This window comes from Paracoccus sp. (in: a-proteobacteria), assembly GCF_030538755.1.
Taxonomy (GTDB): domain Bacteria; phylum Pseudomonadota; class Alphaproteobacteria; order Rhodobacterales; family Rhodobacteraceae; genus Paracoccus.
In genome coordinates this window covers 56,055-76,431 of sequence record NZ_JAUNTJ010000004.1, presented here as the reverse complement: position 1 = coordinate 76,431, position 20,377 = coordinate 56,055, and the positions used below count along the sequence as shown (strand labels likewise).

The 20,377-nt window shown below is 65.9% G+C and carries 18 protein-coding genes; 14 read left to right on the top strand and 4 right to left on the bottom strand.

Features of this window, described 5'->3' with window-relative positions:
• Positions 1 to 3: 3 nt before the first annotated feature.
• Positions 4 to 921 (bottom strand): carbohydrate ABC transporter permease, encoded by a 918-nt coding sequence (locus tag Q4G14_RS03650; RefSeq protein WP_303360366.1) that lies wholly within the window; start codon positions 919 to 921, stop codon positions 4 to 6.
• 68 nt (positions 922 to 989) lie between these two features.
• Positions 990 to 2,231: an ABC transporter substrate-binding protein gene (locus Q4G14_RS03645; protein WP_303360365.1), complete on the bottom strand. Its 1,242-nt coding sequence runs from the start codon at positions 2,229 to 2,231 to the stop codon at positions 990 to 992.
• A gap of 107 nt (positions 2,232 to 2,338) precedes the next feature.
• Between Q4G14_RS03645 and Q4G14_RS03640 the strand changes: the two genes are divergently transcribed.
• The 14 genes from Q4G14_RS03640 to Q4G14_RS03575 all read left to right on the top strand — a co-directional run bounded on the left by Q4G14_RS03640 (position 2,339) and on the right by Q4G14_RS03575 (position 19,243).
• Positions 2,339 to 3,133 carry an IclR family transcriptional regulator gene (locus Q4G14_RS03640; protein WP_303360364.1) on the top strand — a complete coding sequence of 265 codons (795 nt, stop codon included), beginning with the start codon at positions 2,339 to 2,341 and terminating at the stop codon, positions 3,131 to 3,133.
• Between the two features lie 7 nt (positions 3,134 to 3,140).
• On the top strand, positions 3,141 to 4,199 hold the full coding sequence (locus tag Q4G14_RS03635) for an ABC transporter ATP-binding protein (RefSeq protein WP_303360363.1): 1,059 nt from the start codon (positions 3,141 to 3,143) through the stop codon (positions 4,197 to 4,199).
• Between the two features lie 12 nt (positions 4,200 to 4,211).
• Positions 4,212 to 5,360, top strand: a complete 1,149-nt coding sequence (gene dgoD, locus Q4G14_RS03630; protein ID WP_303360362.1) for a galactonate dehydratase — start codon at positions 4,212 to 4,214, stop codon at positions 5,358 to 5,360.
• Between the two features lie 7 nt (positions 5,361 to 5,367).
• A complete protein-coding gene (locus Q4G14_RS03625) occupies positions 5,368 to 7,563 on the top strand; it encodes a glycoside hydrolase family 2 TIM barrel-domain containing protein (RefSeq protein ID WP_303360361.1) in 2,196 nt (731 codons plus the stop codon).
• 261 nt (positions 7,564 to 7,824) lie between these two features.
• Positions 7,825 to 9,090, top strand: coding sequence for an ABC transporter substrate-binding protein (locus tag Q4G14_RS03620; protein ID WP_303360360.1), 1,266 nt, complete (start codon positions 7,825 to 7,827; stop codon positions 9,088 to 9,090).
• Between the two features lie 75 nt (positions 9,091 to 9,165).
• On the top strand, positions 9,166 to 10,050 hold the full coding sequence (locus Q4G14_RS03615) for a carbohydrate ABC transporter permease (protein WP_303360359.1): 885 nt from the start codon (positions 9,166 to 9,168) through the stop codon (positions 10,048 to 10,050).
• Between the two features lies 1 nt (position 10,051).
• The gene (locus tag Q4G14_RS03610) at positions 10,052 to 10,927 is read left to right on the top strand and encodes a carbohydrate ABC transporter permease (RefSeq protein WP_303360358.1); all 876 of its coding nucleotides are present in this window, start codon (positions 10,052 to 10,054) and stop codon (positions 10,925 to 10,927) included.
• Positions 10,924 to 12,843 (top strand): DUF5107 domain-containing protein, encoded by a 1,920-nt coding sequence (locus Q4G14_RS03605; RefSeq protein WP_303360357.1) that lies wholly within the window; start codon positions 10,924 to 10,926, stop codon positions 12,841 to 12,843. The genes Q4G14_RS03610 and Q4G14_RS03605 overlap by 4 nt, the downstream gene beginning before the upstream one ends.
• Positions 12,830 to 13,903, top strand: coding sequence for an ABC transporter ATP-binding protein (locus tag Q4G14_RS03600; RefSeq protein WP_303360356.1), 1,074 nt, complete (start codon positions 12,830 to 12,832; stop codon positions 13,901 to 13,903). The genes Q4G14_RS03605 and Q4G14_RS03600 overlap by 14 nt, the downstream gene beginning before the upstream one ends.
• Positions 13,904 to 14,815, top strand: a complete 912-nt coding sequence (locus Q4G14_RS03595) for a transcriptional regulator (protein ID WP_303360355.1) — start codon at positions 13,904 to 13,906, stop codon at positions 14,813 to 14,815. It begins immediately after the preceding gene.
• A 9-nt stretch (positions 14,816 to 14,824) separates the two neighbouring features.
• Entirely contained in the window at positions 14,825 to 15,904 is a 1,080-nt protein-coding gene (locus Q4G14_RS03590) for an SIS domain-containing protein (protein ID WP_303360354.1), read from the top strand.
• On the top strand, positions 15,901 to 16,815 hold the full coding sequence (locus Q4G14_RS03585; protein ID WP_303360353.1) for an ROK family protein: 915 nt from the start codon (positions 15,901 to 15,903) through the stop codon (positions 16,813 to 16,815). The genes Q4G14_RS03590 and Q4G14_RS03585 overlap by 4 nt, the downstream gene beginning before the upstream one ends.
• Positions 16,812 to 18,086 carry a class II D-tagatose-bisphosphate aldolase, non-catalytic subunit gene (locus Q4G14_RS03580; RefSeq protein WP_303360352.1) on the top strand — a complete coding sequence of 425 codons (1,275 nt, stop codon included), beginning with the start codon at positions 16,812 to 16,814 and terminating at the stop codon, positions 18,084 to 18,086. Before Q4G14_RS03585 ends, Q4G14_RS03580 begins: the two co-directional genes overlap by 4 nt.
• Positions 18,083 to 19,243 (top strand): N-acetylglucosamine-6-phosphate deacetylase, encoded by a 1,161-nt coding sequence (locus Q4G14_RS03575; protein WP_303360351.1) that lies wholly within the window; start codon positions 18,083 to 18,085, stop codon positions 19,241 to 19,243. The genes Q4G14_RS03580 and Q4G14_RS03575 overlap by 4 nt, the downstream gene beginning before the upstream one ends.
• 56 nt (positions 19,244 to 19,299) lie before the next feature.
• Here Q4G14_RS03575 and Q4G14_RS03570 read toward each other — a convergent pair whose 3' ends face one another.
• Both Q4G14_RS03570 and Q4G14_RS03565 read right to left on the bottom strand, forming a co-directional pair.
• Complete coding sequence (locus Q4G14_RS03570) at positions 19,300 to 20,016, bottom strand: LrgB family protein (RefSeq protein WP_303360350.1); 717 nt, start codon at positions 20,014 to 20,016, stop codon at positions 19,300 to 19,302.
• Complete coding sequence (locus Q4G14_RS03565) at positions 20,009 to 20,365, bottom strand: CidA/LrgA family protein (protein ID WP_303360349.1); 357 nt, start codon at positions 20,363 to 20,365, stop codon at positions 20,009 to 20,011. The genes Q4G14_RS03570 and Q4G14_RS03565 overlap by 8 nt, the downstream gene beginning before the upstream one ends.
• Positions 20,366 to 20,377 lie beyond the last annotated feature (12 nt).

The following is a 20,377-nucleotide window of genomic DNA, read 5'->3' as shown; positions in this document are numbered from 1 at the left end:
GGCCTATTGCCCCTTTTCGTCGCGCCACATCTTCCAGATGAAGCCCGAGATGAAGATCATCATGATCGCGAACAGCACCACCGCGATCGCGGCGCCATATCCCATGCGATAGCCATATTCCGACAGCGCCTGTTCATACATGTAATAAGACAGCACCCGAGACGACCCGAACGGCCCGCCCGAGGTCATGATCGACACCAGATCGAACGACCGCAGCGCGCCGATGACCGTGACGACCACGGCGATAAAGGTCGCGGGCCGCAGTTGCGGCAGCACCACATGCCACAGCATCCGCCAGCCGCGCGCGCCGTCCAGCCGTGCGGCCTCGATCTGGTCGGTGGCGACGGCGTTCAGGCCGGTCAGATACAGGATCATGCAATAGGCGATCTGCGGCCACAGCCCCGCCGCGATGATGCCATAGGTGACGTATCGTTCATCGGCCAGAATGGCGATGCCGCGCCCGCTGAACCACTCGATCAGGTTGTAAAGCAGGCCGAAACCGGGGGCATAGAACCACGCGAACATCAGCCCGACCACAACCTGACTGATGACGAAGGGAAAGAAGAACAGCGATTTGTAGATGCGCATCCCGCGCACGGTCTGGTTCAGAAACAGCGCGATGGCCAGCCCGGCCGGCACGGCCAGCATATACAGCACCAGCCACAGGATGTTGTTTTTCAGGCTGGTATAGAATGCCTCGTCCCACCACAGTTCCTGATAATTCGCCAGCCCGATCCAGCGCATGTCGCCAAGGCCGTTCCAGTCATGCAGGGAAATCCAGAACGACTGAAAAATCGGGATCACGACATAGACCGCGAACATCGCCATGCCGGGGGCCAGAAACAGCCACGGGGTCAGGCTGCGGCTGATCTTGCGGCGGCGGCGGGGCGTGCGGTGCGGCAGGGTGGGGGTGGCTGTCATGGCAGCTCCGGTTCGTCGGGCAGGGGCGGGCAGGGGGGCGGGCCGCGGCACGGCCCGCCCGGTTTGGCTCAGTTGGCGTAAACGCGGCTGCGCATCCGTTCCAGCCGTTCAAGGATGGCGTCCAGACGTTCGGGGCGGACCATGAATTCCTGAAAGCCTTCCATCCCGGCCTTGGCCATTTCAGCAGGCGCGTCGCGGTCAAAGAACTGGGCGATGCCGCCATCGGCGGTGGACAGCAGATCGAACCCTTCGATCAGGAAGGGGTCGTCATCCACCTCGGCGTTGACGTTGATCGGCAGTTGCCCCAGCGTCTTGTTCATCTGCGTCTGTATCTCGGGGCGGGCCATGAAGGCCAGGAACAGCTTGGCATCCTGCACGTTTCTGGCACCGGCGGGGATGTGGATGCTGTCGGTCGGGGCCTCTTCGGCGCGGGCGATGTCGGGGTTGATCGTCGGGAAGGGCATAAAGCCCAGATTGTCATTCGTCATCCCGCCATCCTTGAACGCCGCCACGGCAAAGTTGCCCATGACGAAATTCGCCGCCCGGCCCTGCACGATGTTTGACACCGCGTCCTGCCAATCGACCGCCGCGTGATTGGCGCTGGTATAGGGCACGACCTTGGCCCATTCGGCAAAGACCGCGCGCACGGCGTCATCCGTCCACGGGATTTCGCCATTGGTCAGCTGCATATGCCAGTCATAGCCATTGGTGCGCAGCGACAGATAGTCAAAGATCCCCGCCGCCGGCCACAAAGCGCGGGTGCCGGTGGTCAGGCAGTCGATGTTCGCGGCCTTGAACTGTTCGCAGGCGGCGATGAAATCATCCCATGTGCTGATCGCATCCGGGTCCACGCCGACCTGTTTGTAAACATCGGCGTTATAATAGATGCCCCACTGGTAATAGGTATAGGGGATGCCCCATTGCTTGCCGTCGATGGTCATGGACGACAGGGCCGGTGCCAGAGCGTCTTTCAGGCCGTGTTCCTCCCACACGTCTGAAACATCCTGAAACTGCCCGGCCTGCACAAAGGGGGCCATGCGGTTGCCCGCATACCAGTTGGCCAGATCGGGCGCGTCGGCGGTCAGAAAGTTGCGGATCGCGGTTTTATACCCTTCATGGTCGAACAGGTTCACCTGCACCTTGATGTCGGGGTATTCCGCCTCGAACGCGGCGATCAGTTCGTCAAAGGCGGCCTTGGGCGCGGGGTCGGATGCGTCGTGGTTGATTACCAACGTCCGTTGCTGCGCCAGGGCCGGGACAGCGGTTGCCAGCAGCAGCGCCAGAATTAGCCCGTGTTTCCGTGGGACCATGGTCCGTTTCTCCTCCCATTTGGTTTCATATGCTGAAACCTAGTTTTGAATATTGAAACTGTGCCGCGAATCACCTAGCCTGTCAACAACAACGCAGGAGAGGCAGGGTGACGGCAGGCGGGCAGGCGCATTCGGATGGAACAGTGGGGCGCGCGCTGGCCGTGCTGGATCTGGTCGCGGAATTCGACCGCCCCGTGCGCTTTGCCGAACTGCTGCCGCCATCCGGGCTGCCCAAGGCGACGCTGTATCGCTTTTTGCAGGTGCTGACGCGGCAGGACATGCTGTTCTTTGACGAAGACCGGCAGACCTATGCCCCCGGTATCCGGCTGGTGCGGCTGGCCCATGCGGCCTGGGCCTGTTCCAGCCTTGCGCCGCTTGCGCGCGATGTGCTGGACCGGCTGGCCGACGATCTGGGGCAGACCGTGCATCTGGCGCAGCTGGATAATGGCGCGGTGCTGTATGTCGATAAACGCAACGCCGCGCAGCCGGTCGAGATGTTTTCCCAGTCGGGCAAGGTTGGCCCGGCCTATTGCACCGGCGTCGGCAAGGCGATGCTGGCTTATCTGCCCGATGACCGGCTGGCCGAAGCGATCAGCCGTCAGTCGTTTCACCGGCACACCCCCAACACGCTGACCACGCCCGACGACCTGCGCGCCGATCTGGCCCGCATCCGTGAACGCGGCTATGCGCTGGACGATCAGGAACACGAGGCGGGTATCGCCTGCATCGCCGCGCCGATCCTGTCGGGCAGCGGGCGGATGCTGGGCGCGCTGTCGGTGACGACGACGACCGCCACCACGTCGCGTTCCGGCCTGCTGGCGCTGGCCGGTCCCGTGATCGCCGCCGCCCGCGACATCGGCGAGATCGCCGGGGCGTGGCGCTTTCCCGAACGGCAAGTATGAGGTTCCCATGTCCGGCGTTCAGCTAGCCCGCGTTACCAAGGATTTCGGTCAGCACCGGGTGGTCCACGGCGTTGATTTGCAGGTGGGGCAGGGCGAATTCTGCGTCTTTGTCGGCCCCTCGGGTTGCGGCAAATCCACGCTGCTGCGGATGATCGCGGGGCTTGAGGAAACCACCGATGGCCAGATCAGCATCGGCGGCGACGATGTGACCCATGCCGACCCCGCCGACCGGGGCGTGGCGATGGTGTTTCAGACCTATGCCCTGTATCCGCATATGACCGTGCGGCAGAACATGGGCTTTGGCCTGAAGATGAACGGCCATCCCCGCGCCCAGATCGCCGCCAAGGTGGCCGAGGCCGCCCGTATCCTGAAACTGGACCCGCTGCTGGATCGCAAGCCCGCCGCCCTGTCCGGCGGGCAGCGGCAGCGCGTGGCGATTGGCCGGGCCATCGTGCGCGGGCCAAAGGTCTTTCTGTTCGACGAGCCGCTGTCCAATCTGGATGCCGAATTGCGCGTCGAGATGCGCGCCGAAATTGCCCGACTGCACCGCGAGATCGCGGCCACGATGATCTATGTCACCCACGATCAGGTCGAGGCGATGACCATGGCCGACAAGATCGTGGTGCTGCGCGCGGGGCGGATCGAACAGGTCGGCGCGCCGATGGATCTGTATGACGACCCCGACAACCGCTTTGTGGCGGGGTTCATCGGCTCGCCCGCGATGAACTTTGTGCGCGGGCAGGTGCGGGGTGGGCAGGTGCAGACCGGCGCCTTTGGTCCGGTCGCCGCGGCCCCCGTCGCTGCACCTTTGCCCGAGGGGCGCGACGTCGAGATCGGCCTGCGCCCCAATGCGCTGCGCCTGACCGAGGGGGACGGCTTTCGCGTCGATATGGCCGAAAATCTGGGCGGCGTCACCTATGCCCATGTCAGCGCGCCATCGGGGGAAAAGCTGATCGTGGAAACCGACCGTCGGCTTGATCCCGCGGGCGGCGGGCTGGTCGGTCTGGATTTTGACCCGGCCTCTGCCTTTTTCTTTGACGCCACCAGCGGCCAGCGGCTGCGCTAACCGGGGAATGCGATGAAAATCACCGCGATTGAAACCTTTATCGTTCCGCCGCGCTGGTGCTTTGTGAAAATCAGCACTGACGAGGGCATCAGCGGCTGGGGCGAACCCGTGCTGGAGGGGCGCGCCGCCACCGTGGCCGCCTGCGTGGACGAGCTGTCAGACTATCTGATCGGGCGCGATCCGGGGCTGATTCAGGATCACTGGACGGTCATGTATCGCGCCGGTTTCTATCGCGGCGGCGGCATCCACATGTCGGCCATCGCCGGGATCGACCAGGCGCTGTGGGACATCAAGGGCAAGGCTCTGGGCGTGCCGGTTCACAGCCTGCTGGGCGGGCAGCAGCGCGACCGTATCCGCGTTTACAGCTGGATCGGCGGCGACCGCCCCGGCGATACCGCGCGCATGGCCCGCGACTGCGCCGAGCGCGGCTTTACCGCCGTCAAGATGAACGGCACCGAGGAAATGCAGTTCATCGACAGCCATGCCAAGGTGGATCAGGTGCTGGAACGGGTGCAGGCCATCCGCGACGAGATGGGACCGGATTTCGGCATCGGCATCGACTTTCACGGCCGCGTCCACCGCCCCATGGCCAAGGTGCTGGCGCGCGAACTGGAACCGTTCCGGCTGATGTTCATCGAAGAACCCGTGCTGTCCGAACATGCCGAGGCCCTGCGCGAGATCGCCAACCACAGCGCCACCCCGATCGCCCTTGGCGAGAGGCTGTTTTCCCGCTGGGATTTCCGCGACATTCTGACGGGGGGCTATGTGGACATCATCCAGCCCGACCCCAGCCACGCGGGCGGGATCACCGAAACCTATCGTATCGCGGCGATGGCGGAATCCCATGATGTGGCGCTGGCGCTGCATTGCCCGCTTGGCCCCATCGCGCTGGCGGCGAACCTGCAACTGGATGCGGTGTGCTATAACGCCTTCATTCAGGAACAATCGCTGGGCATCCACTATAATCAGGGGTCCGATCTGCTGGATTACCTGACCGATCCGGGCGTGTTCGATTATGCGCAGGGTTTTGTGGCCATCCCGCAGGGACCGGGGCTTGGCATCACCGTCAACGAAGACAAGGTGCGCGCCGCCGCCGCCAAGGGCCATCGCTGGCGCAACCCCGTCTGGCGCCACGCCGACGGCAGCTTTGCAGAGTGGTAATCTTGTCATGCGTCAGATCATCCGCCTGAACGACGACTGGATCTTTGCCCAAGGCTTCGACCCGGCGTGGCGTGCCGCCCCGATGACGGGGGCGGCGGTTTCCTTGCCCCATAATGCCGTCGATCTGCCGCAAAGCTATTTCGACGAGACCTGCTATCAGCGCCCCTTCACCTATCAGCGCCGCCTGCGGCGCGGCGATTGGGACGGGTGCCGGGTCGAGATGCAGTTTGACGGCGCGATGGCCGATGCCGTGGTGTGGGTCAACGGGGTGCAGGTGGTGGCGCATCCTGACGGCTATACCCCGTTCACGGCGGACCTGACGCCGCATCTGGCCGATGACAACCTGATAACCGTTCGCATCGACGGATCGGAAAACCCTGCGATTCCGCCCTTTGGCGGGCAGATCGACTATCTGACCTATGCCGGGATTTACCGCGATGTATGGCTGCGGGTGCTGCCCGCGCGGCATATCCGCGACGTGCGGGTGCTGACCCCCGACCCGCTGGCGGATGCCAGGACCGTGGTCTTTGACGCCGACCTGTCCGCCCCCGGCCCGCTGCTGGCGGTGCTGCGCGGGCCTGATGGCGCGGAAATTGCCCGCAGCGACGGCGCGCCGATGACCGGGCTGCGCGGCATCGCCCTGTGGTCGCCCGACAACCCGGCGCTGTATTCGCTGGATGTCAGCCTGCCCGACAGCGGCGACCGGATCACCCAACGCTTTGGCTTTCGCAGCGCCGAATGGCGGCCCGAGGGGTTTTTCCTGAACGGGCAGCGGGTGCAGTTGCGCGGGCTGAACCGGCATCAGGCGTTTCCTCATGCCGGCTATGCGGCGGGGCGTCATGCGCAGGAACGCGACGCTGAAATCGTGCGCTTTGACCTTGGCTGCAATCTGGTGCGCAGCTCGCACTATCCGCCCAGCCCGTGGTTTCTGGACCGCTGCGACGAAATCGGGCTGATGGTGTTTAACGAGATCCCCGGCTGGCAGCATATCGGCGGCCCCGAGTGGCAGGATGCCGCGCTGGCCAATACCGGGGCGATGATCCGCCGCGACCGCAACCACCCCTCGATCATCGTCTGGGGGGTGCGGATCAACGAAAGCCCCGATTGCCACGGGCTTTATGCCCGGACCAACGCTCTTGCGCGGCAATTGGACCCGACGCGGGCCACCACCGGCGTGCGCTGCATCACCGACAGCGAGTTGCTGGAGGATGTCTATGCGATGAACGATTTCGTGCTGGACGAATCCGAGCTGCCCGGCGTGAACCGCCCCCGCACCGCGCTGCGCCCGGTCCCCGAGGTGACGGGCCTGTCCCGCGCCGTTCCCTATATCGTGACCGAGTTCAACGGCCATATGTTCCCCACCAAGGCGGGCGACCCGGAACTGCGGCAGATGGAACATGTGATCCGCCATCTTGAGGTGATGAACGCCGCCTATGGCGATCCGGCGATTGCGGGCAGCGTGGGCTGGTGCATGTTCGATTACAACACCCACAAGGATTTCGGCGCGGGCGACCGTATCTGCCATCACGGCGTCATGGATATGTGGCGGGAACCGAAATTCGCCGCCTTTGCCTATGCCAGCCAAAAGCCGCCGTCGCAGGGTGTGGTGATGCAGCCCGTTACCTTTTGGGCGCGGGGCGAGCGTAACTTTGGCGGCATCCTGCCGCTGATCGTGCTGACCAATTGCGACGAGATCGAATTCGACTGTCTGGGGATCAGGCGTCGCGTCGGGCCAGACCGGGAACGGTTCCCGCATCTGCCGCACCCTCCGGTCATCATCGACCATCGCCATCTGAGCGCCGAGGAACTGGGCCTGTGGGGCATGGCATGGCATCCCGGCACGATAACCGGCTGGCTGGACGGCCAGCCCGTCATCCGACGAGAATATGTGGCCGACCCGCTGCCCACCCGGCTGGAAATTGCGCCGGATGCCGACCGCCTGCCTGCGGCGGCCGATACCGACCTGCGCGTGATCCTGCGGGCGCTGGATCAGGTCGGCAACCGGCTGCCGTTTCTGGCCGGCTCGGTCCGGGTTGCGATCGACGGCCCGGCCCGGCTGATCGGCCCCGAGTTGCGGCCCTTGCAGGGGGGCACCACCGGCATGTGGCTGCGCCTGACCGGCGATCCGGGCGAGATCCGCATCCGGGCCGAGCTGGCGCAATTCCCGGCGGCGCAGGCGGTTGTCACCGCAGAGCCGGGCTGACCGGCGCAATTGCCTGACCGCAATACGGTATCGCCCCGCCACTGGCGCCGGTTCCGGCCGCCGGGGAAAGGCGTGATCCCTGCTGACACCACCCGGCACGGGGCAGCGTTCCGCGCCGCCGGGCTGGTGCCGGGCTGATGTGCCTCGGGCCGCGGAGGTTTTGTTTACCAGATTGTCACGGAATCGTTGACATGTAGTAAAACTTCATTCCACTGTAGTTTTATTAGAAGCGGCCCAAGCGCCGCCTGTCGGGAGGTAAACATGACATCATCCGTGCTGAAGAATGGCGCCGCCGTGCTGGCCCTGACCGTTGCCGGGGCCGCGCTGCCCGTATCGGCGGGGGAACTGGTCTATTGGTCGATGTGGAACGAAAACGAACCGCAGGCCGAGGCGCTGAAAGAGATCATGGCGAACTATACTGCCGCCAACCCGGACACGACCTTTAACGTCGTGTGGAACGGTCGCCAGAACCAGACCAAGCTGCGTCAGGCACTGGCCGCGCGCACGCCGGTCGATCTGATGGATCAGGACAGTGACCAACTGGCGGGCGGTCTGCAATTGCAGGATCAGTTACGCGACCTCTCGGGCGATCTGACGGATGAGGTCAAGGCGGCGCTGCTGCCCGGCGTGCTGTCCCTGTATGGGCAGGGCGACACGATCGCCCAGCTTCCCTATATCTATAACACCGTCAATTTCTGGTATGACAAAGAGGCGCTGGCCGAAATCGGCGCTCCGCCCGCGACATGGGACGATCTGATCGCGCTGTGCGGTGCCGCGCGCGCGGCGGATACGCATCTGCTGGTAATCGAAGGCAATGTCGCCTTTTATAACGCGGCCTATTTCTCGCATTATCTGGCGCGCAGGAATGGCGCGGATGCGATGCTGGCGGCCTTTGCCGACAAATCCGGCGAGGGGTGGAACGACCCCGCCGTGCTTGAGGCAGCAAAGGCCGGGCGTCAGCTTTGGGACGCTGAATGTATCGCGCAGGACGCGCGCGGGTTCCAGTATCCCGCCGGGCAGCAGACCATCGCCATGGGCGAAACCGTGGGCGAGCTGGTCGGATCATGGTTGCCGACCGAGTTGTCGGCCACCACCGGGCCGGATTTCGGCTGGGGTGCGTTCAATTTCCCGGCTGTCGCCGATGGCAAGGGCAAGACCACCGATCTTGAGGTCGCGATGGTGTCGATCGCGATCCTGAAAGATGCCCCCAATGCTGATGAGGCGGCGGGTTTCCTGAACTATCTGATGGGGGCCGAGGCGCAGACCCTGCTGGCCGAAAAGGGCGGCGTTGGTGTGACGCGCGGCGGTGTGACATGGCCCGGCGCACTGGCCGAGGCCGAAACGGCGGCGGCCGAGGCAACGGCGCTGACCCCCTATGGCGGTGGTCTGAACGTGCTTTACCCGGAATTCACCTCGCAGGTGTTGCAGCCGGAATATAACCGCATGTTCCTGGGCGAAACGACGCCGGAACAGTTCGTCGAACGTCTGGTGGCCGAGACGAAGAAATACTGGGACAGCCAGAACTGATCTGGCCTTTGGCTGGCCGGGGGTTCCGGCCAGCCTGTCACCCGTCCGGTTTCGTATCGCATAAAGGGGCGCCGCATGATCCGTCGCCGCATGATCCTTGTATTTCTGGCACCTGCCCTGGTGCTGTATGTGGGGCTGATGATCCTGCCCGCCATACAGGCATTCCAGTTAAGCTTTTATTCCACCAGCGGGTTCGGCGATGATCCGGTCTGGGTCGGATGGCGCAATTACATCCGGCTGTGGGGCGACCCGATCTTTTGGCGGGCGGTGCGCAATATGCTGTTCGTGCTGGCGGTTGGCGGGGCGGCGGTCTTTGCGCTGGCCTTTTTGTTCACCATGCTGCTGAACTCTGGCATCTGGGGGAAAAAGGTTTTCCGGGCGCTGATCTTTCTGCCCAACATGATCGCGGTGGTGGCGATCACCACCTTCTGGTCCTTTGTGTTCACGCCGCGCTATGGCCTGCTGACCAGTCTGCTAAAGGCGCTGGGTCTGGACGGGCTGGCATCCACCGCCTGGACGGCACCGGAAAACGTGCTGGGTGCGATGCTGGTCGGTCTGGTCTGGGTCTCGGCTGGGTTTTTTACCATTCTGGTGCTGGCCGGTGCCGACAAGATCCCGCAAGACATGTTCGAGGCGGCGCGCCTTGAAGGGGCATCCACCTTTCAGATCTTCCGCTATGTCACGCTGCCGATGATCTGGGACATCGTGACCATTGCCGTGGTGCTGTGGTCGATACAGGCGATCAAGCTGACCGAGTTTCCCTATGCGTTCGGCGGGCCGAACATCGACCAGAACCTGTATACCCCGGCGATCTATCTTTACATCATGGGCTTTGGCCAGCGAGAGCCGGTCTATGCGCTTGGCTATGCCTCGGCCATTGGTGTGGCGCTGTTCGTCTTTACCCTTATCACCATTGTCGGGCTGCGCCTGCTGATGAAGCGCGACCGGCTGGAGTATTAAGATGGCAAACCCCGCGAATCCCTCGATCCGTTCAGCCCCCGGCGCGGCGCGTCGCGGGCTGGGCCGCGCGCTCAGCTATCTGATTGTGGCGGGCTGGTCGTTTACCTCGGTTTTCTTTGTGGTCTGGGTGATTTCGGCCTCGTTGAAAACCAACCGGCAATTGTTCCGCGAGCCGTGGTCGCTGCCGTTCGATCCGGTGTGGGGGAACTATGTCAAGACATGGGTCTCGAACCGTTTCGGCGATTACTTTCTGAATTCGGCGCTGGTGGTGTCGGCCTCGGTGCTGGGCATCCTGATCGTATCGGTGCCCGCGGCCTATATTCTGGCGCGGGCCAGGTTCCGGGGGCGCGGGGCCATGTCCAGCTTTTTCGCCTTTGGCATGGGGATTCCCTATCCGCTGCTGTTCGTGCCGATCTTTGTCATCATGAACCAGTTGCGGCTGGGCGACAGCCTGACCGGCCTGACCATCGCCTATATCGCGCTGTCGATCCCGTTTTCGATCTATGTGCTTGAGGGTTTCTTTACCTCGCTGCCCGGCGAGCTGGAAAACGCGGCCGTTATCGACGGTTGTTCGGATTTTCAGGTGTTCCGGCACATCATGCTGCCGCTGGCCATGCCGGGGGTGGCGACGGTGGCGATCCTGAATTTCGTCGGGCTGTGGAATGAATATCAATGGTCGCTGGTGCTGCTGAACAGCCCCGACAACCGCACGCTGTCGCTGGGGATCTATGCGCTGATTACCTCGATGCAATATTCGGGCGGCGATTGGGTGGCGCTGTTCGCGGGTGTGACCATCGTCATGGTGCCGACCGTGATCCTGTTCATCCTGCTGTCGGAAAAGATGATCTCGGGCATTACCATGGGCGGTGTGAAATGACGGCCAGCCTGACCGCGCGCAGCGTTCCCCTGCCGATGGCCTGGCTTGGCCCGCCCTGTCCGATGCCGCGCTATCGCTGGCAACAGCCGATCCCGCCCAGCGATGCGCCCCCCGTGGGCCTGCGCGAGGACGAGGCGGCGCATCTGTTCAACTGGGGCGCGGACAGTATCCTGCCCTATCAGGTGCAGGATCGTTACGACCGCCGTCTGCGCGATGCCGCGATCGAGGTGCTGGAGCTGGAAAACGACCGTTTCCGCGCCCGGATCGCGCCGGGGTTGGGCGGGCGGCTGACCAGCCTGTTCGACAAGGCCCAGGGGCGCGAGTTGTTGTTCGCCAATCCGGTGTTCCGCCCGGCGAATCTGGCGGCGTTGAATGCGTGGTTTTCGGGCGGGGTGGAATGGAACGGGCTGACGCCGGGGCACAGCCCCACCACATGCAGCCCGGTTTTCGCCGCGCGGGTCGATACGGAGCGCGGCCCGCTGTTGCGGCTGTATGAATTCGACCGCACCACCGAATGCGTCTGGCAGATCGACCTGTTCCTGCCGCCGGGCGATGGTCCGCTGGCCATTCATGGCCGGATCGTCAACCCCAACGACACCCCGGCGCTGGTCTATTGGTGGACGAATATCGCCGTTGCCACGCCGCCGGGCGGGCGTGTGCTGTCGCCCTGCGATGACGCCATCGAACATGTCCTGCCCGACAACCATCTGGAGCGGATGGCGTTTCCGCGCAGCCCCGATGGTTCGTATCCGGGGAACTGGCGCGGGGCGGCCTCGGTGTTTTTCCGCGCCGGGCGGGCTGTGCGCAATGTCATTGCCTGTGTCGATGACACGGGCCGGGGGCTGGCGCATATCGGCAGCGCGGTTCTGACCGGGCGCAAGTTCTTTTATTTCGGCACCGCGCCGGGCGGGCAGCACTGGATGGATTACCTCAGCCAGCCGGGGCAGGGGGATTATGTCGAGATTCAGGCGGGCATCACCCCGCATCAGAACCAGCGCCTGCCCTTGGGCGCGGGGCAGGCGCTGGACTGGACCGCCGTTCTGGCCCCGGTTCAGGTGCCGGGCGCGCAGGACCCCGACTATCGCCGCGCGACCGACGCGCTGGAATCCGTGCTGCCTGAGGCCGGGGATCTGGCCGGTCTGGACGGGTTTCTTGGTGCGGCGGCGCGGCTGCCTGCGGCTGAGATGCTGTCCAGCGGCGGGCCTTGGGGGCGGCGTCATCAGGCGCTGACCGGGCGGGTTCTGGCGGAAAACCTCGATTTCGGCACCAGTCACCCCGCCGATTTCTGGGACGATCTGGCGCAGGGGCGCGCCCCGCGCGCGGGCCTGCCCGACGGGTTTGCGCTGTCGCCGCTTTGGCAAGACCGGCTGCGCGGGCTGGGGGATGACTGGCGGGCGCTGCTGTTTTTGTCCATCGCCGCGCTGGACCGTGGCGACAGGGATCAGGGCGCGGCGCTGGCGCGTGCATCGCTGGCCGGTTGCGACCATTGGTTGAGCCACCGCCAGCTTGCACTAAGCGAACCGGCGCAGGCCACCGCACATTATCTGGCGGCATGGGCGGCTGGCGGTGCGCCTGACTCGCTGGCGGTCGAGATTGCCGATCACCTGCGGCGGCACGATCCGGCGGCGCTGGCGCGGTTCATCGCCGCCTTGCCAGCCGAGGTGCAGGATCACGAGCGTATCCATCTGGCCCGCGCCCATGTCGCCGCGCAGGCGGGGGATGCCGACCTGCTGGCCGATCTGCTGACCCGCGAATTCGCCACCATCCGCGAAGGCGAAACCGTGACGCAGGATCTGTGGCACACGCTGGTCGCCCTGCGCGGGCAGGCCCTGCGCGATAACCCTTTGCCGCCGCATCTGGATTTCAGGATGGTGGCCGACGACCATACCGAGGAGACCGCGAATGGCGCGCGTTGAACTGAACGGCATCAGCAAAAGCTTTGGCGCACACAAGGTCATCGGCTCGGTCGATCTGACCATTGAGCACGGGGAATTCATCGTCCTCGTCGGCCCCTCGGGCTGTGGCAAATCGACCTTGCTGCGGCTGATCGCCGGGCTGGAAAGCGTGACCTCGGGGCGGCTGGAAATCGACGGGCAGGATATGACGACAACCCCGCCGGTGGCGCGCGGCATCGGCATGGTGTTTCAGTCCTATGCGCTGTATCCGCATATGACCGTTGCCGAAAACATGGGCTTTGGCATGAAGATCGCCGGAAGGCCGCGCCGCGAGATCGCCCCCCGCGTGGCCGAGGTCGCCCGTCTGCTGCAACTGGATCACCTGCTGGATCGCAAGCCCAAGGCCCTGTCCGGCGGGCAGCGTCAGCGCGTCGCCATCGGGCGGACGCTGGTGCGCAACCCGCCGATCTTTCTGTTCGACGAACCGCTGTCCAACCTTGATGCGGCGCTGCGCGGCGACATGCGGGTGGAGCTGGCGCAACTGCACGCGCGGCTGGGCAATACCATGATCTATGTGACCCACGATCAGGTCGAGGCGATGACGCTGGCCGATCGTATCGTGGTGATGCGCGATGGCAATGTCGAACAGGTCGGCACCCCGCTGGAACTGTTCAACCACCCGGCCAACCGCTTTGTCGCCGGGTTTCTGGGGCAGCCGGCGATGAACTTTGTTTCGGTGCAACTGGCTGACGGGGCCGCCGTGCTGCCGGGCGGGGCGCGGCAGCCGCTGCCCGGCCCGGCGGCGGCGACCGTGGAACTGGGCATCCGCCCCGAAGATGTGCGCGTCAGCGATACCCCGGCCGATCTGGCGCTGTCGGTCGAGGTGGTGGAACAGCTTGGCGATGAAACCATCGCCCATGGCCGTCTGGCCGATGGTCAGAAATTCGTCGCCCGGCTTGGCAAGCAGCATCCGGTGCGCGCGGGCGAGGTGGTTCATCTGACGCCCGACGCCGACCGGCTGGCGGCGTTCGATGCCACGGGCCGGAACCTGTTGGCCAAGGCTCTGGCGGCGGGGGTGTAAATGACCGACGACACCCATCGCGCGGGCTCTCGCCCCGCCATGCCCCGCCCCCCGGATGAAATCACGCCTGCCGGTGCGGCGAACCTGTTGCAACGGGTGCGTGCCGCCTTGCCGGGCTTCAGCCGCGCGAACCAGCAGGTCGGCCAATATCTGATCGGCGCGCCCGAGGAATTCATGCACCTGCCCCTGAACCAGATCGCCGCCCGCGCCGGGGTCAGTGAACCCAGCGTGCTGCGCTTTTGCCGGGGGTTCGGGTTCACCGGCGTGGCCGATTTCCGCATCGCGCTGGCGATGACGCTGGCGCAGGGCGAGGGGGCCGATACCGCCCTGATCGAACCCGCGCTGGCCGACAAGGCGATGATGAACCGCCCCCGCAAAGAGGCCATCGCCGCCGAGGCGCTGCGCCATCTGGGGGGTGCGCAGTCGATCCTGCTGGATGGCGGATCGACCATGCAGGTCTTTGCCCGCCACCTGCGCGAGGCGCCCGGCCTGATCGTGATGACAACCGGGCTGAATGTCGCCGGAGTGCTGCATGGCGCGGCGCAGCACCGGCTGATGCTGCCCGGCGGCTTGCTGCGCCCTGAATCGCAGTCTCTGGTCGGGGAACTGGTGGAACATACGCTGGCCCGGCTGCGTTTTGACATCGTGTTTCTGGGGGCCGATGCCATCGACCCCGATTTCGGCCTGTCCACCTATAACGAGGCCGAGGCCCGCCAGAACGGCCAGATGATCGACGTGTCGGCGCGGGTGGTGGTTCTGGCCGACAGCACCAAATTCCGCGCGCCCCGCCTGCACCGCTGCTGCGGGCCGGATCGCATGGATCTGATCGTGACCGATGATGCGATCCCCGATGATATTTACGACAAGCTGACGGATCGCGGCGTGACCGTCGTGCGCGTCGCCACGCCCTGAAAGGAAGCCATGATGACCAATTTCGCAACCGAACGGGAAATCCGTCAGCAACCGCAGATCTGGCGCGATTTCGCGCCCGCATTGGCGCAGCAGGCCGATGCGCTGCGCGGCTGGATCGCGGCGCGCAACCATGACGAAGTGTGGTTCTGCGGGGCCGGCACCTCGGCCTTTATCGGGGAATCGCTGGCGGTTACGCTGAATGCCGGGCCGGGGTCGGTGCGGTTCCGGGCGGTGCCCTCGACCGATCTGGTCGGCACGCCGCAGAATTACCTGCGCGACGGGGTGCGGGTGCTGGTGGTGTCGTTCGGGCGGTCGGGCAACAGTTCGGAAAGCGTCGGCTCGCTTGATCTGCTGGATGCCCATGCGCCGGGCCATGACCGGCTGCACATCACCTGCAACGCCGGGTCGGTGCTGGCCACGCGGGCGATGCCGGATGGTGCGGCGGGCCAGTTCAGGGCGCTGATCCTGCCCCCCGAAACCGAGGATGCGGGCTTTGCCATGACCTCCAGCTATACGACGATGTATCTGTCGGCGCTGTCGGTTTTTGCGCCGCCTGCGGATGGCGTGGTGGCGCAATGGCGGCGGGTCGCGGATGCGGCCGAAGCCGTCATCGCGCAGGGTTTCGCGCAGGTGCCGGGCTTGCCGGAACGTGCGGTGTTTCTGGGCGCGGGGGCCTTGGCCGGGGCGGCGCGTGAATGCGCGCTGAAGGTGTTGGAGCTGACGGCGGGGCAGGTGCTGACGATGTTTGACACGCCGCTGGGGTTTCGCCACGGGCCAAAGGCCGTCGTGAACGGGAACACGCAGATTTTCGTTCTGGGATCGGCGGATGCGCAGACCGCGCGCTATGAAGCCGATCTGATCGACGAATTGGGGCGGCAATATGATGCGGGCCTCGTCACGCGCCTTGGCCCGTTCGACGGGCTGGATGATGCGTGGTCGGTGCCGCTGCATGTGATCCCGGCGCAGATCCTTGCGCTGCAATGGGCGCAGGCGCTGGGGCTGAACGCGGACGATCCCTTTGCGGGGCGCAACCTGACGCGCGTGGTGTCTGGCGTGACGCTGTATCCCTTTGACCGGGGCGCGGCATGATCGGTGCAGGCGGCATCGACGTCGGCGGCACCAAGATCGAGGCGCGGCTGTTCGATGGCGAGATGGCGGAAATCGCGCGCCACCGCGTGCCTGTGCCGCGCGGCGACTACGCCGGTATCGTCGATGCCGTTGTCACGATGAGCGGCTGGCTGCGCGACCGGGGCGGGGCCGATCTGCCGGTGGGCGTGGGCCTGCCGGGGGTGATCGACCCGGCGACAGGTCACGCCACCACCGCCAACCTGCCCGCCACAGGCCGCGCCATCACGGCGGAAATCGCGGCTCGTGCGGGTGGCGGGCGCATCGTCTTTGCCAATGATTGCAAGCTGTTCACCCTGTCCGAAGCCTTGGGCGGCGCGGCAGAGGGGGCCGCAACCGTCTTTGGGCTGGTGATCGGCACCGGGGTTGGCGGCGGCGTGGTGCATCGGGGGCAGTTGGTGACGGGCAGGGGCGGGCTGCCGGGCGAAGTGGGCCACTTTGGCCTGCCCGCGCATCTGGACCTGCCGGTTCTGCCCTGCGGCTGCGGCGCGCGCGGCTGTTACGAAACCCTGCTGTCGGGCGAGGGTATTGCCCGGCTGGCGGCCTACCTGACTGGCCAGCCTGTCCCCGCAGCGCAGGTCTTTGCCCGCGCTGCCGCCGGTGATGCCGCAATGGCCGGTGTGGCGGATCAGTGGTTCGCCCTGCTGACCGAACTGCTGCTGGTGCTGAACCTGACCATCGACCCGGACGTGGTGGTGATCGGCGGCGGCGTGTCAGCCGTGCCGGGGCTGGCCGACCGCGCGCAGGCCCTTATCGACGCGCGGGTTCTGCGCGGCACCCGCGCCCCTCACATCCGCATCGCGCGCTTTGGTGATGCCAGCGGCGCACGCGGCGCCGCCCTGTTCGCCGCCCGCCAAGACAAGGAGCCAACATGAAATTGCTGCGAGACATCATCGACCGTAACCGGGCGGGTCAGCCCGTCGCGCTGGTCTCGGTCTGTTCGGCGCATCCTTTGGTGCTGGCCGCCGCGATGCGTCTGGCCCAGTCGCAGGATCAGCCCCTGCTGATCGAGGCGACCTCGAATCAGGTGAACCAGTTCGGCGGCTATACCGGGATGCGCCCGGCCGATTTCGTGCAATGGGTGCGCGATCTGGCCCTGCGCCACAACACCGCGCCTGATCGGCTGCACTTTGGTGGCGACCACCTTGGCCCGCAGGTCTGGCGGCGTGAACCCGCCGGGGATGCGATGGCCAAGGCGCGCGACCTGATGGCGGAATTCGTCGCCGCCGGTTTCACCAAGATCCACCTCGACTGTTCCGAAGGCTGCGCGGGCGAAGCCGCACAGGTTGGCGATGCGGTTTCGGCAGAGCGCGCCGCCGATCTGGCCGCGATCTGCGAGGGGGCGGCCCCTGACCCGCAGGCGCTGTCCTATTGCTTTGGCACCGAAGTGCCCCCGCCCGGCGGTGCCCGTGCCGATGAAAACCACGACCATGTTGCGCCCACCGATCCGGCGGCGGCAGCGGCGACCATTGCCGCCCACCGCGCCGCCTTTGCCGCGCGCGGTCTGGATGCGGCATGGCCGCGCATGGTGGCGCTGGTGGTGCAGCCGGGGCTGGAATTCACCCCCGATCATGTGATCCGCTTTGACACGGATCAGCCCGATCTGCTGTCCCCGGTGCTGGACCCGCATCCCGGCATGGCGTTCGAGGCGCATTCGACCGACTATCAGGCCGATGCCGTCTATCCCGATCTGGCCCGGCGGCATTTTGCCGTTCTCAAGGTCGGCCCGGCCCTGACCTTTGCGATGCGCCGGGCGCTGTATGCGCTGGATGCGCTGGCGCGATGGCAGGGCGCGGCCATTGGTCTGCCCGGCGTGATGGAGTCTCTGATGCGCGACGATCCCGGCCCGTGGGCGGCGCATTATCAGGCGCAGGGCGACGCGCTGCGCGATCTGCTGCATTTCGGCTATGCAGATCGCATCCGCTATTACTGGACCCGCCCGCAGGCGGTTGCGGCGGTGGACCGGCTGATGGCCGCGCTGTCCGGCCCGCGCCCCGCCGCGCCGGTGCTGGATCAGTTTTTCGCCCCCGATACCATCGCGCGCGCATCGGCGATGGATGACCTGCCCTGGGCCGAGGCGCTTGTTCTGGCCGAGGTTCAGGGCATATTGCTGCCTTATTTCGCATGTCAGACGGGGGCAGCATGAGTGACGATCAGGGCGCATATTGGCTGGTTCCCGCACGGCTGTTCGATGGCGAAACCATGCGCAACGGCGTGGCGATCCGGCTGCGCGGGGCCGAGGTGCTGGAATGGGCTGCGGCTGCCGATCTGGGGGGCCGGGCCGATCTGCGCCATCACGATGGCATCGCCGCGCCGGGCCTGATCGACCTTCAGGTGAATGGCGGCGGCGGTGTCTTACTGAACACCACGCCCACGCCGCAGGGGCTGCGCGCCATCGCGGCGGCGCATCGCGGGCTTGGCTGCGCCTTTTGCCTGCCCACGCTGATAACCGACGCGCCCGAGGTGCTGGACCGCGCGACCGATGCGATGCTGGCGCTGTGGTCGGCCCCCGACCGGAGCGGCGTTGCGGGCCTGCATATCGAGGGGCCGCATATCTCGCTGGCCAAACGCGGCACCCATGATCCGCGCTTCATCCGCCCGCTGGATGACCGCACCCTGACCTGCGTCGCCCGCCTGCGCGACCGAGGGGTTCCGCTGCTGATAACCGTCGCGCCCGAAGCCTGCGCGCCGGGTCAGATCGCGCGGCTGGCGGCCATGGGCGCGGTGGTGTCCATCGGCCACTCGGCGGCCACGCCCGATCAGATCGCCCGCGCCATGGCCGAAGGCGCGCGCAAGGGCACCCATCTTTACAACGGCATGACCGGGATGGCGGGGCGTGAACCGGGGGTGGCCGGGGCGCTGATCGACAGCGATCTGTGGCTGGGGCTGATCGCCGACGGGCATCACGTCAGCGACCAGATGATCCGCTTGGCATGGCGGGCGCGGCCAGCCGCGGGGCGCATGATCCTTGTATCCGACGCGATGCCGACGGTGGGCGGGCCGGATCGCTTTACCCTTTACGGTCAGGTCATCAGCGTCACCGATGGCAAGCTGGTGAACGCCGAAGGATCGCTGGCCGGGGTGCATATGGCGCTGCCGCAGGCGCTGCCCCGCGTCACCCGCATTCTGGGCGATGACGGCACACAGGCGCTGACGGCGGCAAGCGCAACCCCGGCGGAACTGATGGGGCTGAGCGGGCTGGGCCACCTGCGCCCCGGTGCCACAGGCGGTGTGACGCTGCTTGCCCCTGACCTGACCGGGGCTGAATGGATCGGGCCTGCGTCCGCCAGCCCGCCCGAATAAACCGGCCCGCCCCATCGGCACACAGCACCCGGCTTCCTGTTTGTCTTAAATACGCATTACCCGAACAGACGCAGCATCAGTGGCGCAATGATCGCCGTCAGCACCGCGTTCAGGCCCATGCCGATGCCGGAAAAGGCGCCCGCCGTCTGATGCACCTGAAAGGCGCGGGCGGTGCCGATGCCATGCGCCGCCACACCCACGGCAAAGCCGCGCGCGCGCCAGTCGCGCACCCGCAGCAGGTTCAGCAGGGGCGTGGCCACGATCGCGCCGATCATGCCGGTCAGCAGCACCAGAACGGCGGTCAGCGTCGGCTGGCCACCGATCTGTTCGGCCACCCCGATGGCCACCGGCGCGGTGGTCGATTTCGGTGCCAGCGAGGCCAGAACCTCGTGCGGCAGGCCCATCATGCGCCCGATCAGCAGGGCCGACACCACCGCCGTCACCGATCCGGAAACCAGCGCGGCAATCATCGGCAGCGCCGCCCGACGCACCCGGCGCAGGTTGTCGAACAGCGGCAGCCCCAGTGCCACGGTCGCCGGGCCAAGCATGAAATGCACGAATTGCGCGCCCTCGAAATAGGTGGCATAGCTGGTGCCCGTCGCCATCAGCAGCGCGCCCAGAACGGCGACTGCGATCATCACCGGGTTCACCCAGCTTCGGCGGCCCGACAGGTGAAAACAGGCGTCCCCGATCAGATAGGCGACCAGCGTGGCCGTCAGCCACATCAGCGGCCCCTGCGACAGGTAAGACCAGATCAGCGCGGCGTCATTCATCGTCGGGCACCTGCGTCAGCCGCGCCACCGCCGCAAAGACCTGCGCCCCGACCGCGATGGCCAGCACCGTGGACAGGATCAGCGCCAGCGCCAGCCCGGCACCATGGGTGCGGATCAGCGGCAGATGCGCGATTACCCCCACGCCCGCCGGCACAAAGAACAGCGACAGATGCGCCAGCAGCCCCTGCACCACCGGCCGCAGCCGGTCGGCCAGTGCCGGGCGGATCAGGCAGCTTGCGACCAGCAGCAACAGCCCCACCACCGGGCCGGGCAGCGGCGCTCCGGCAAGGCGCGACAGCACCTCGCCCACCAGTTGAAAGCCAAGAATTGTCGCCAAAGCACCAAGCATGGCGGCTGATTA